Consider the following 12,159-nt stretch of genomic DNA (forward strand, 5'->3'; position numbering starts at 1 on the left):
TACCTTGATGCTGATACAAAACCCTGGTGAATTGATAAGGAAACCAATCCGTTTTCAGCCTGGTCACCTGTGCTTCCATAGTGTTTTGACAGCAGAAAAAACCTGAAGACTGATTAGCTCAGCGAGACGCTGCCTTTACTGTTTTGTTGTTGTCTGATTTGCCACAAGCAAGCGACGACCAACATGGAGGTGATCAACAGATTACCGCTTAAAAATAACCAGGCCGTCAGCTCAACTGTTAAGTCATAGTTAAACCAGCAATAGGCCAAAGCAGTGAAGATCACAGCCAATGTCACCAGCATGGCCTTGTAATGGTTCGCACCTAATGAGGTCAGCAATACTTCAAAGTAGGTTTTTAGCAAAGTGATCCACAAGGTTGCCAGTACCAGATGCAGCATTAACAGATGACTGGGATCCAAGGCTTCATTGAAGGAAATTTGATACAACCAGTCACCCAGCGGCCACATCAGCAGATAAGGCAGCGACAGTACCGGCAGAGTGAACAGAAACACCTTACGGAAAAACTGCAGTTTGGCTGTCAGTTCGGTCAGTCGACTTAACCGGCTTAAAAACACCTGCGAAAAAATGACCGGTAACAAGGTGATCGGCATAAACAAAATAAACAGTTTTCTGAACTGCCCAAGCGCCAGCAAGGTGCTGAACAAGGCCAGAAAGATAAAAGGAATATTGGTCATAATAATGGCGAATACATCATGCAGTGCAAAATGCAGCCGATGTCGTATATCCTGCCAGCCAAAGTAGCTGAAAAAATTGCGGGAGTAAGGCCCCACGCCAGCTTTTAGCTCGGGCCACAGCACATTCAGCCCCATCACCACAGGCAGCAAACTCGCCAGCAACACAGCCTCGAGCATAGCGTCCAGTTCTGTAATCACTCCACCGAATAACAACCCCACCACTACCAGCAAACTTAAAGCGCCGATAAACTGAGATTTTACTTCGACAAAAAACTGCTGACGGCCTTTGAGGTAACAGAATATAGCCTGACTGACAGCCCAAACCAAACCTATCAACAAACTCAGCAGGTACAGATAATAAGGCACGCTGTCGTTGACCCAATAATCAATACCGACCACCGCAAAACACAACAGCAAAAACACAGTAAAACTCAGTACAAGGCTGTTGAATAACAAACTGATTTGCTGCTGCTTTGCTGAATAGTGGATCAGGTAAAAACTGACACCAAAAGCTATGGTTGGGAAAAACAAATTGGCCAGCATGTAGACATAACTGAAGACTCCAAAATCGTTCGCCAGCAGTTGTCGCGCGACCAGCAGATTCAGTAGCCAGCGGGAACCAAAATTCAGACCATGTGCCAGGCTGTTATTCAGCAGCTTTTGCGCAAAATCACTGCGTAACATGAGCAAACTCCACTTTTTTTGGGGTTGTATCAACAGAGCAATGGATCAACGCCGCTGCATTGATAAAACCCCAGACCGGCCATAACATCCCAGAGCTAATAACATGACCTGCAATACAGGCCACCAGCAGCAATAACAGATTTAACAACACCAAAGTTGCAGCTAAATCGCTGGAAAAAAGCCGGATTAATTTTAAATTCTGAGCAATAAAACCGATAAAAATCCACAAAAAAAACATCAAACCAGCGACACCATAAAACATAAATAAATCAAAAGGATCCGACTCAGCCCAGTACTTCCAAAGATGTTCTGAGACACCAATAAGCCCAACCCCAAAAAATCTGTGGCCTTCGCTGTAATAAAAACTCACCACATGCCAGATCTCTGCAGCATATTTGTCGCGGTTAGATAACAAGACACCCAGTAAACCTTGCTGCTGATAAATGTGCTGTAATTTTTCAGCCAGTCCCAGCTGAGTTAACAGTAAAGGCGCCTGCCACAGCAGTAGGCTGGCCGTAACCAGCAACAGCAGTACCATCAGTGCCAAACGCGACCAGTTCAGACGGATAAGCAGCGGCATCAGCGGGATCAACAGCACCAAAATCGCAGTTCCAAGCAACCCCGTTTTAGTCAGCATTAAACTGGCGCACCAGACTGAGCTAACAGCTACCGCCAAAAAAAACAGCTTTTGCTGATGCCAGTAGTACTGCAATAACCAAGCGGATAACACCAAAAGCACTACAGACAACTCATTCGCTGCATTAAAAAAACCTTTGCTGCCCAAATCGACCTGAGTCAGATGTTCTTGCGGCAAATAAGAGGTGTAGCCATAACCCAGGGCACCAAGAACAAAATTAACTAATACAATTAGATAATTAACCACGAAAACCTGATGCATGGATTTCAGCGCAAAAGCTTTATCCAGCTGAGCCAGACTGAGCAAATAATAAAAGGCGATAAAAGGAGAAATCAGTTTGAGCATCAAGCCCATATCTGCAGCTAAAGAACCGCCCAATTGTAGCCAGCTATAGAAAGGCCCTGGCACCAGCAGCACAAACAGGGCTGGAAACAGCAAAAAGGCCTTTCTAGTCCGCAGGCTTAAGCAGATGAGCATAAGATTCAGGATCAACAGCTTGTACAGAGCAGACAAACCGAAACTACGGCCAAACTGATTCAGTAAAAAGCCATTAAAAGCATCCACTAATAAATAGCAACTGCACAATAACAGGATCAGTTTATCCAGCGGCAACACCTGCTGGAAATATGCAGATAACCGCATTAAAGCCGCCATAACATCAACAAAATAAAAGCGCAGCTAAAGCCAAAAAATGCACCAAACAATAACATCAGCCACAAGGCTGGACGCTCACTTTGTTCTGGTGCTTTTGGGATCTCTAACTGGTGCAACGCAAAAGGTTGAGCTTTTTTCGCGTAGTCGAGCTCATACACTGTGCGGTTTTGCTGTTGCAGCACCAGATCGGTGATAGGAACTTGTTGTAAGGTCGCTAACTCTTGTTGTTTTTGCTGAATAAACTGCTGACGCCAACGCTGATCCCAAAGTCCGAGCACCAACGCCAGTTCAGTTTCTGCATTGGTCGCTGAATTGCTTTTCCACTTCAAGGTCACCAGATTACCGCGCCTTTTGTGCTCCACACTTAACTGCTGCGCATTGGCTGAACGGGCCAGCGACTGAAAAAAGTCAGGGTCTTTTAACCACAATAAAGCTCTGGACATGGCATCTGCTGAAGCGCCACCTACATTGGCCGGATTTTTATCGTTTGGATCATCACGTCGCGTTAAGCGTTCAGTTTGCCAGTCGGTTAAGGTGACAACAGCAGTTGCCTGATAAGACACAGCGGTACTAAGTTGCACTATATACAAGGCTGCCGCGCCTAAAACCGCTGCAGCCAGTAACAGCAACCAAAACCGTCTGAGCAATACAGCGCTCAGGCTGATAAAATTGGACTGAGCTAATAAATTCTGACTCATTTTTTTGAAAACAACCCTTTCATGCCTTTGCTCAACAGCTGCTGGCGGAGTTTAATCGCCCATTGCAGTTTTTGCTTCAGGTAGTAGCGGATTTTAGTGGACCACAAGCCATAACGGCAAAAAAACAGCAGACGACCAAATGAGAGCTTTCGCTGCTCCATCACCAGCCGATAAAACTGTTGGTTTTGAATGTTACGCTCATTCATCAGAGGACGATGTTTTTCAACAAAATAACTTTGTGCAACCAGACGTTTGGGTGAGGTGGTAATACGGCCCAATTCATGGCCGACATGGACAACATAGGTGGCTTCAGCCAAACGCAACGCTTTACCATAGGCGGCTACTAAGCGGATCCACATGTCGTAGTCCTGAAAAGCAGCCAGAGCAGTGTCAAAGCCTCCTTGAGCCAACATGCGACTGCGTTTAACCAAAACCTGATTGGATAAACAGTGGACATCCAATAGCTCATTTAAACCCACAATAGCTGAATCCGGATACAGCTGTTTACGCACAGTACCGTAGTCCCAAAAATAGCTCGAACATACAAAGGCATATTGATCGTCATAGGCTTGAAATAGCGAACTCAGGCGGTTGGGCAAGAACTCGTCATCATCGTCCAGGCCGGTGACAAATTCACCTTTGGCTTGAGTGATCGCAAGATTGCGTGCGGCACAAGCGCCCTGGCCCTTGTCCTGGCGGAACAACCGCACACGTGGTTCGTCAGAGTACAGCCGGTTTAACGTAGCCCAAGTGCTGTCTGTAGAAGCATCATCTACAACCAATAACTCGAGACATGGGTAATCTTGCTGCAGTACCGAAGCAATGGCACGCTGCACCATATCAACCCTGTTAAAAGTGGGCATGTAAACGCTGATCATAGGTAAGTCGGACTGTTGCTGCACTGAGTTTCTCTCTGTGATTCGTTTTCTTTAATAGTTATATGATCAGAGTTTATTGGTTAAATACAGCCAGGCATACGTCAGTAGATTAGTTTGACGACCAATGCGGGACGGCTGAGACAATAAGCGATAAGCCCACTCTAAATGTAACTTACACCACAAAGCAGGCGCTCGTTGCACATGCCCAGTGAACACGTCGTAAGTTCCGCCCACCCCCATGTAATAAGCATCGGGCAATTGTTGCTGGCATTTACCAATAAAAATCTCTTGCTTTGGCGATCCCATAGCTACTGTGACTATTCTGGCACCACTCTGAGCTATACGGCTGATCAGCTCGTTTTCATCTTTAAAGTAACCGTCCTGCGATGCAACCACGTTGACGCCCATAGCCCGCAGTTTTTCTAAGGTTTCAGTCATAACCTGAGGCTTGGCCCCGACTAAAAATACCGGTGTCTTAGTGACAGCAGCCTTGGCCATCAATGCCTGCCAAAGCTCACAACCAGGAATACGTTCTACTTTACGGCCTAATTTACGCCGCATCACTTTCACTACGCCCATGCCGTCCGCATAGCGAATATCAGCGTTATTCAAAATGGCCATCAGTTCAGCGTTTTTACTGGCGGCTATCACCTTCTCCGGATTCATTGCTATCGCAGAACCAGCAAAGATACTTCCGTCGTCCCCGATAATGTAGTTGACCAATTCCGCCATATTGCTGAACGCCATCACCCCAATGCCACCAACTGGTACCACTTCAGGTTGAACTGTCATACTTGTATTTACCTTATTCTATGATTGTTATTCAGAAAACAAATTTTGATACAGCTGCAGTATTTTCGCGGCCACATCATCGACCAGGCAGTTTCTTGCGTGCTGATGAGCGGACTGCTGTAATGCGGTATAGTCTGAGTCTGACAAACTTAATAGCTGCTGAATTTTTTTAAGCAGGTTTTGCTGCAAAGCATGCTCATCTGCCTGATCTAACACCCAAAATGAGTCTGCACCTAACTGCTCTGTCGAACCATCGGTCAGGGTAGCAATCACAGGGGTGTAACACGCCATGGCCTCTGTCATCACCAAACCAAAAGATTCATTGCGCGATAAGCTCAGGAAACATTTGCTACGTTGATACAACTCTTTTAATTGCTCAGCACTTTGCCCTGCCTCCAACTGTAAGTTTGGATAGTCTTTGCTCAGTTGCTGAAATTGGGCCTGATAGACTCCTGTACCAACGACACATATTTTTTTGTCTCTTAATTCAGGTAACAGCGCTATCAACCTGTCCATTCCCTTGTTTTTATCTAAAGCTCCGACATAGAGCAAGTCGATATCCTTTTCAGCTCTGGCGAACAGTCTTGCTTGGGCGTAATTTTGCGCTATGCCAGCGGACAAGACCATAGCTTTTGGAGCCGAGGTAAAAGCTTTACGCTGAAGTTTTTCACTGGTAAAAATCCACTGATCAACATAACCAGAGCAGTAACGATACAAAAAACTAAAAGGCTGATAATGATAAATGTCACTGCCATGGCAGGTCACTACTATTTTGACCGAAGGCTTGCGGAAAAACTTATAAGCTAAAGCCAACCAAATAGTTGGATAATAAAAATGCACATGAATAATATCGAAACTTTTAAAACTCAGAATATAAGACCAAAAAAATTGTGCAAAGAGCACAGGGTACTTCAACAACCGATTCAACGGGCTGTCATTATGCCAGCTCATGTAAAAATAATTCAGTGCCAGGCGTTTCTGCAGAGCATGCACCTGATTCTTTACAAACTGGCCTTGAAAAGGCGAAGAGGGCTTAGGCCCCATATTAGTAACAACTAACACTGCTTTGGTCACAGTAGGTATCCTGCGTCAACAGCACGGCTTCTGGGGATGAAAACTCCAGAAATGCTGTGCTCTTCTATAGAATTAGGTTTAGTCAACACCTTGATTAACAGCGTAAAATTCCATCAGTCCCTGATGCAGTTATACCAAGTGTGGTAGAAATAACAATTAGAGCATTATTTTCCGACAAAGTCGTTATTCCTTTCAATTTTATCTCTGGCGTGCCGTAGTCAGCACAGCATTCTTCACCTATAATCAGGCCAAATTCGTTTGAGTCGGTTCGCATTATTTCAGGCAAAAAAGCCAATGGAAACTTCATGACAGAACATCTGCAGCTGTTTATCACCACTTTTGTTCTCACTCTGACTGCCATTTTTATTTTGATCCCCCTCTCCGTCAAAGTGGGATTGGTAGATAAACCCGCGGGCCGTAAACAGCACACAGGTTCTGTGCCACTGATAGGCGGTATTTCTATATTCATCGGCGTAGGACTTACCCTGGCCTGGTTCGGGCTGCCGGAAGATATTCACTATTATTACCTGCTGTGTGGCGGCACTATTGTCATTTTGGGCGTATTTGATGACTTTATAGACCTTAGCGTTAAATTACGGCTTTGTGTCCAACTACTGATTGGCTCCGCCATGGTCTACGGCCTGCAACTGCATCTGGGCAATTTAGGTAATTTGTTTGCTCTGGGCGATGTAAATCTGGGCTACCTCGGCATTCCTGTCACTTTGATCGCCGTTATTGCCGCAATTAACGCCTTTAATATGATTGATGGTATAGACGGTCTGGCCGGCATGCTCAGTGGTGTCACTTTTGTCTCTGTTACTCTGATGATGGGCATAGGCGGACAACTGGAACAAGCTGTTTTGCCTATGATACTGGTGTTTGCACTTATCCCGTATTTGCTGTTTAACCTGGATATAGTAGGAAAAGGCAAAGGCAAAATTTTTATGGGTGATGCCGGCAGTATGCTAATCGGATTGACCGTAATTTGGCTGCTAATCATAGGCACGCAAAGTGATTCCGCTAGTTTTCGCCCTGTCACTGCCTTGTGGGTGATTGCAGTGCCGCTGATGGATATGGTGGCTATTATGCTGCGCCGTATTCGTAAAGGTCAGTCGCCCTTTTTAGCAGACCGTGAACATTTGCATCATATCTTCTTACGTCTTGGCTTAAATTCCCGTCAGGCATTAGTCGTGATCACTAGCTTCTCTTGTATGTTGGCCACCTTGGGAATTATTGGCGAGTACCTGGTCATACCGGATCTGATTATGTTGATACTATTCCTGCTAGTGTTCAGTGTTTATTCATACACTTTGCAGCATATTTGGCGTATTAGCAGAGCGATAAAACGTTACAAAGCGAAACGTCGTGGTTAAGTTTTTAGTTAAAATCGCCAAAGCCAAGGCTGTTGCTTTATTGGGTGAACGTTTAGTTAAGCTGGCTGCAGGGGCGTTAATCACTATTATTGTGGCGCGCATGCTGGGGCCGGAAGCCACGGGCTATTACGCTATTGTGATGACCTGGAGTGCATTTTTAGCTCCCTTAGCCAATTTAGGCTTAAACAATCTGGTGCAAAAGTCGGTGCAGTCTGCCACTGACCCGCGCACAGGCCAGCAAATCTTATTTACCGCAACCTGGCTTCGATTAATAGCAGGCTTTGTATTCGCTGCATTGATGTTTGTTGCTTTTAGCTGGTATCTGCCCACAGAATTTGAACCTTATCAGTTGGGCGCCGCGGTGCTTTTCGTCGGCCAGTTGTTTAATGCTTTTATTTTATTTGAATACCACCAGAATTATTTAGGCCATTTCCGTACCCTCGCCTACAGCAAATTGGGACTGGGCATTTTAGGTCTGGCCGCTAAATTAGCAGTACTTTGGTATGGCTTAGGTATAGGCGCTTTATTTTGGATTGTAGGTCTGGAGTTTGCAGCGACAGGCGTGCTGCAGTATCAGATTTATAAAAGCCACAGCACAAAGGCAAAAGCAGAAACGGGCCGTTTAACCCCAGCCTGGTTTAACTGGCAGCACGCCAAAGACTTATTACGCCGTTCCAGCTGGTTATGGGTCTCTGGTATTTTATCTGTGGTCTATCTGCGTATTGATCTGATTATGATTGAACGCCTGCTTGATATTGAAGCCGCTGGTGTTTACGCTGCTGTCAGCCGTATTTCAGAACTGTGGTATGTCATACCAGCGACATTGGCAGTGCGATATTATCCTGAGCTTCTGAAAAGCCATCAGGGCAGCTGGTCAGGTTACTTATTACTATTGCGCAAATATTGCGGTTACTTTTTTGCAATGGCGCTGACTATAGCTGTGGTTGTATTTATTGTGGCTCCTCCTTTGGTGCCACTGATCTTTGGTGACAAGTTTCAGGCAGGTATTTCAGTACTGCAAATTCATATCTGGGCCGGTGTGTTTATTTTTATCCGTTACCTGATAGGACAACATTTAATTATTACCGGTCAGGAGCCTTTGTCTCTGGCCAGTCATGGCGTAGGGGCAGTGTTAAACGTACTGCTGAACTGGTGGCTCATCCCCATTATGGGCATTGATGGTGCGGCCTGGGCAACGCTGATTTCTTATGCCTACGCTTCATTTTTCTTTTTATTTTTTTCCGGCAGAACCCGTCGTCAGTTGTGGCAACTGATCAAGGTAAACAAATCCGGTGTGGTGGTAGAGAAAGAGACGGTATGAAAAAACAACTCCAACAAATCAGGCAAAAGCTCGATAAGGTCTTATTACCTTACGCAGCCAAAAGCCGTCTGGCGGCAACGCTGTATTACGCATTTTTTAACCCGCATTTTCGCCGTGAGCAACATGCCACAGCGGCGGGCCGTCATCACTATCACCTGCATGAAGAAAGTAGCAGTATAGCGACAGTAATTTTACGCCGTAATATTCATCGGCTGGAAAAAGGTTTAAGTATGGTTCCGCGCAAGTCATTGTTTGCGTTGGATTATATTGATGAGACTTTAACTGCATTGCAAAACCTGTTGGCCGATCATCAGGCATTGGATTTAGTACTGCTGAAATACTGTCACGATGTGATGGACAGCTACTTCTCTGTGACAGAGTGGCCGGAGGGTGCCAGTCAACCTGTGATTTTTGCCGCCTTAAAAGCACAGATAGCACCACGTTTAGCACAAAGCCGTCCTTCTGCACCAGCACCTTATGTACAAAGACCACGGGCTGACATCAGCTACGAGCAGTTTTTGATTTTGTGCCAGCAGCGCTGTTCAGTCCGTACCTTTTTACCTCAGAGCGTGCCTAGAATAGTTCTTGAACAAGCAGTTGCCGCTGCAGCTCAGGCACCCAGTGCCTGTAACCGTCAGCCCTTTCGTTATATCGCCGCCACTGAAGGCGAGATGCTAAACAAGTTAGCCAACTTACCTATGGGTACTGTGGGTTATGCCAATGGCATTCCAGCGCTGCTTGCTGTGGTTGGTGATTTAAGTGCTTATCCTTTTGAGCGCGACCGCCACGTGATTTATATCGACGCCAGCTTATCCAATATGCAACTGATGCTGGCGTTAGAGACTATGGGTCTGGCCTCCTGTTCCATCAACTGGCCTGATATAGAAAACTACGAAGCCAAAATTGGCCGCCTACTGAAATTACAACCTTTCGAACGAGTCGTGATGCTGATTGCTGTGGGTTACCCTGATCCGCAGGCGTTGATCCCTCACTCCGAGAAGAAAACCGCTACGGAGTTATTAACTTATGTCTGAATCAAAAGCCCTATTAGTCGAAATCAAAGGGGTGCAGTTCCGCAATAAAGGCGCTTACCTGATGTTGCTGGCTTGCTTACAGGGCTTAAAAACCTTAAACAATACCGAGTTGGTGTTATCGCCTGGCCCTAACCTGCCCTACCGCGAACGAGCATTATTAGGTGCCTGGCAAAAGGTATCATTTCGCCGTAAAGCTCTGGATTTAACCCCATGGTTCGGTAAATTGCCTGTATCATTACGAAATCTGATGAAACGTTATGGCATGGTGACTGAACGTGATGTCGACGTGATTTTAGAAGCCAGCGGTTTTGCGTATGGCGATCAGTGGCCTTTGAAGTTTCTGCAAAATACCGCCCGTGAAGTCAAACGTTTTAAGGAGGCAGGCAAGCCTTTTGTCTTTATGCCTCAGGCTTTTGGGCCTTTTAGCAGTGACGAAAGTAAAGCGGCGATGCGCGATATTATTCACAGCGCTGCACTGATTTATGTGCGTGACCCTGTGTCCTTCAGCCATTTACAAAGTTGTGAAGCCAATCTGCCGGATACCGTCAAGTTAACGCCTGACTTTACTGTGGGTTTAAAAGGCCACAGCAGCGCGGCATTACCTGAAATTGAAGGTAAATTTGCAGCTCTGATCCCAAACAGCAAAGTAGTGTCTAAGTTTAACCACGCTAATGCTGAAGCTGAGCGCACCAACTATGTTGAAGCTTTTGCTGCCGCCGCGAATCAATTAGTAGAGTTGGGTTATGCAGTAGTTCTGGTCAATCATGAAGGCAAAGAAGATCAGCTGTTGTGTCAGGAAATTGCCCGCTTAGCGCCTTGTGAGATTATTCAGATTGAAGACCCCTTGGCTGTTAAAGCCTTTATCGGCCAAAGCTCTGTAGCAATCAGCTCACGTTTCCACGGTGCTATTAATGCGCTGAGTCAGGGTGTACCTTGTATTGCCACCAGCTGGAGCCATAAGTACCACGCCATGATGTCAGATTTTGGCATGGCGGATTATTGTTTAGAGCAACTTTCTGCTGTTAGTCTGACCCAAAAGGTCAGTCAGTTGCTGGCTGAACAGCAAGAGATAGCACCTCGTCTGGCAGAAAATGCTGCTAAACTTAAACAAAAAAATCAGACTATGTGGCAGGGGTTGTATAACACGCTGGATAAATATTTTAGCAGTTAACCTCAATTAATGAGGCTTAAAAGATGTATCAATGGAGTTGCACCCTGCAGGCGATTGCATAGCAGGCTGCAACTTCCCTTATCAGTTTTTTCATTTAATCACTGTTTTCAAACTTTTCGAGAAAAATACATTTCAATATTTTCACATTTCCATTTATTGGTCTAAGCTTTAGTTAAAATTAAAGGAGCTGTATATGGCTATACCAATTACTATTGCAGATGATTCTGCGCTGTCTCGAAAAACAATAAGGCGCGCCTTACCTCCGGAATGGGAAGTCAGCATTTGCGAGGCTACTAATGGTAAAGAAGCAATCACCGCTGTTGAAAATGGTCTGGCAGAGGTGCTATTTCTTGACCTCCAAATGCCTGAAATGGATGGATATCAGGTGCTCACTTATCTTAAGCAGCATCATGAAAAAGCCGTGGTTATAGTGATCAGCGCTGATATTCAACCTGAGGCTCAAGCTCTAGTTAACGCTCTTGGCGCGTTCAGATTTTTGAAAAAGCCACTTGAACCTGCTTTACTAGGCCAAACCCTCAAAGAGCTTGGTTTGTTATGAGCAGCTACTTCATATCTGAAGAGCAAAAAGATGCGCTGCAAGAGGTATTGAATATCTCTATGGGGCAAGCTGCAGATGCTCTTGCACGGCTCATACAAACCCAGGTGCACTTGTCTATTCCTTCGATCAAGCAAAGTAGCAGCGACCATTTTATAGAGCGCCTCAAAAATCCGGATCAACAACTTGCGCAACAATCATTCCTCGGTGAGCTGAGTGGCGAAATGATATCTCTGATGTCAGACGGTGATAATGCCGCCATTGCAGAATTAATGAACTACGACATTCCGCTGGTCGAACACGAAAAACAGGAGCTCATGCTGGAGCTAACCAATATATTGGCCGGCGCCTGTCTGCATGGCCTGATCTCTCAGCTCAATTTTAAAATCCAACTTGCAGCCCCCGTATTGCTTAACCCGGCCTCCATTTGTATTGAGCAACTGAGCTGGCAACAAGCTTTGTTGATGGAAATTTGCTTTCAAATACCACAGAGCAGCTTCAATGCAGAGATACTGATCTGTTTAAAGCAAGACTCTTTGTTACCTTTAAAAAACCATTTAGACATGCTGCTGCAGTAACAGCGGTCAAGGGG

Annotated in this window: 13 protein-coding genes; 6 read left to right on the forward strand and 7 right to left on the reverse strand. The window is 45.5% G+C overall.

Annotation, left to right across the window (positions count from 1 at the left end):
• Positions 1–113 precede the first annotated feature (113 nt).
• The 7 genes from EMM73_RS00385 to EMM73_RS00415 all read right to left on the reverse strand — a co-directional run bounded on the left by EMM73_RS00385 (position 114) and on the right by EMM73_RS00415 (position 6,419).
• Complete coding sequence (locus EMM73_RS00385) at positions 114–1,379, reverse strand: lipopolysaccharide biosynthesis protein (RefSeq protein ID WP_127684478.1); 1,266 nt, start codon at positions 1,377–1,379, stop codon at positions 114–116.
• Entirely contained in the window at positions 1,366–2,658 is a 1,293-nt protein-coding gene (locus EMM73_RS00390; RefSeq protein WP_186435076.1) for an O-antigen ligase family protein, read from the reverse strand. Before EMM73_RS00390 ends, EMM73_RS00385 begins: the two co-directional genes overlap by 14 nt.
• Positions 2,658–3,368 (reverse strand): hypothetical protein, encoded by a 711-nt coding sequence (locus tag EMM73_RS00395; protein WP_127684480.1) that lies wholly within the window; start codon positions 3,366–3,368, stop codon positions 2,658–2,660. The genes EMM73_RS00390 and EMM73_RS00395 overlap by 1 nt, the downstream gene beginning before the upstream one ends.
• Entirely contained in the window at positions 3,365–4,270 is a 906-nt protein-coding gene (locus EMM73_RS00400) for a glycosyltransferase (protein WP_222422559.1), read from the reverse strand. The genes EMM73_RS00395 and EMM73_RS00400 overlap by 4 nt, the downstream gene beginning before the upstream one ends.
• A 42-nt stretch (positions 4,271–4,312) precedes the next feature.
• Positions 4,313–5,038: a WecB/TagA/CpsF family glycosyltransferase gene (locus tag EMM73_RS00405; RefSeq protein WP_127684481.1), complete on the reverse strand. Its 726-nt coding sequence runs from the start codon at positions 5,036–5,038 to the stop codon at positions 4,313–4,315.
• A 27-nt stretch (positions 5,039–5,065) separates the two neighbouring features.
• The gene (locus EMM73_RS00410) at positions 5,066–6,112 is read right to left on the reverse strand and encodes a glycosyltransferase family 4 protein (RefSeq protein ID WP_127684482.1); all 1,047 of its coding nucleotides are present in this window, start codon (positions 6,110–6,112) and stop codon (positions 5,066–5,068) included.
• Positions 6,113–6,206: 94 nt separating this feature from the next.
• Positions 6,207–6,419: a hypothetical protein gene (locus EMM73_RS00415; protein ID WP_127684483.1), complete on the reverse strand. Its 213-nt coding sequence runs from the start codon at positions 6,417–6,419 to the stop codon at positions 6,207–6,209.
• Here EMM73_RS00415 and wecA point away from each other — a divergent pair.
• The 6 genes from wecA to EMM73_RS00445 all read left to right on the forward strand — a co-directional run bounded on the left by wecA (position 6,418) and on the right by EMM73_RS00445 (position 12,145).
• On the forward strand, positions 6,418–7,485 hold the full coding sequence (gene wecA / locus EMM73_RS00420; protein ID WP_186435077.1) for a UDP-N-acetylglucosamine--undecaprenyl-phosphate N-acetylglucosaminephosphotransferase: 1,068 nt from the start codon (positions 6,418–6,420) through the stop codon (positions 7,483–7,485). The genes EMM73_RS00415 and wecA overlap by 2 nt on opposite strands.
• The gene (locus EMM73_RS00425; RefSeq protein ID WP_127684484.1) at positions 7,478–8,806 is read left to right on the forward strand and encodes a flippase; all 1,329 of its coding nucleotides are present in this window, start codon (positions 7,478–7,480) and stop codon (positions 8,804–8,806) included. The genes wecA and EMM73_RS00425 overlap by 8 nt, the downstream gene beginning before the upstream one ends.
• Positions 8,803–9,840, forward strand: a complete 1,038-nt coding sequence (locus EMM73_RS00430; protein ID WP_127684485.1) for a nitroreductase family protein — start codon at positions 8,803–8,805, stop codon at positions 9,838–9,840. Before EMM73_RS00425 ends, EMM73_RS00430 begins: the two co-directional genes overlap by 4 nt.
• Positions 9,833–11,011 carry a polysaccharide pyruvyl transferase family protein gene (locus tag EMM73_RS00435; RefSeq protein ID WP_127684486.1) on the forward strand — a complete coding sequence of 393 codons (1,179 nt, stop codon included), beginning with the start codon at positions 9,833–9,835 and terminating at the stop codon, positions 11,009–11,011. The genes EMM73_RS00430 and EMM73_RS00435 overlap by 8 nt, the downstream gene beginning before the upstream one ends.
• A 193-nt stretch (positions 11,012–11,204) precedes the next feature.
• Positions 11,205–11,570 carry a response regulator gene (locus tag EMM73_RS00440; RefSeq protein WP_127684487.1) on the forward strand — a complete coding sequence of 122 codons (366 nt, stop codon included), beginning with the start codon at positions 11,205–11,207 and terminating at the stop codon, positions 11,568–11,570.
• Entirely contained in the window at positions 11,567–12,145 is a 579-nt protein-coding gene (locus EMM73_RS00445) for a chemotaxis protein CheC (RefSeq protein ID WP_127684488.1), read from the forward strand. Before EMM73_RS00440 ends, EMM73_RS00445 begins: the two co-directional genes overlap by 4 nt.
• Positions 12,146–12,159: the final 14 nt, after the last annotated feature.

Origin of the sequence: Rheinheimera sediminis (genome assembly GCF_004005375.1) — a bacterium.
GTDB lineage: Bacteria > Pseudomonadota > Gammaproteobacteria > Enterobacterales > Alteromonadaceae > Pararheinheimera.

Excerpts from the sequence above, each read along its gene's own strand:
- EMM73_RS00385 (WP_127684478.1), bottom strand. The coding sequence starts at position 1,379 with ATGTTACGCAGTGATTTTGCGCAAAAGCTGCTGAATAACAGCCTGGCA.
- EMM73_RS00445 (WP_127684488.1), top strand. The coding sequence starts at position 11,567 with ATGAGCAGCTACTTCATATCTGAAGAGCAAAAAGATGCGCTGCAAGAG.
- EMM73_RS00435 (WP_127684486.1), top strand. The coding sequence starts at position 9,833 with ATGTCTGAATCAAAAGCCCTATTAGTCGAAATCAAAGGGGTGCAGTTC.
- EMM73_RS00415 (WP_127684483.1), bottom strand. The coding sequence starts at position 6,419 with ATGAAGTTTCCATTGGCTTTTTTGCCTGAAATAATGCGAACCGACTCA.
- EMM73_RS00405 (WP_127684481.1), bottom strand. The coding sequence starts at position 5,038 with ATGACAGTTCAACCTGAAGTGGTACCAGTTGGTGGCATTGGGGTGATG.
- EMM73_RS00390 (WP_186435076.1), bottom strand. The coding sequence starts at position 2,658 with ATGCGGTTATCTGCATATTTCCAGCAGGTGTTGCCGCTGGATAAACTG.
- EMM73_RS00440 (WP_127684487.1), top strand. The coding sequence starts at position 11,205 with ATGGCTATACCAATTACTATTGCAGATGATTCTGCGCTGTCTCGAAAA.
- EMM73_RS00395 (WP_127684480.1), bottom strand. The coding sequence starts at position 3,368 with ATGAGTCAGAATTTATTAGCTCAGTCCAATTTTATCAGCCTGAGCGCT.
- wecA (WP_186435077.1), top strand. The coding sequence starts at position 6,418 with ATGACAGAACATCTGCAGCTGTTTATCACCACTTTTGTTCTCACTCTG.
- EMM73_RS00430 (WP_127684485.1), top strand. The coding sequence starts at position 8,803 with ATGAAAAAACAACTCCAACAAATCAGGCAAAAGCTCGATAAGGTCTTA.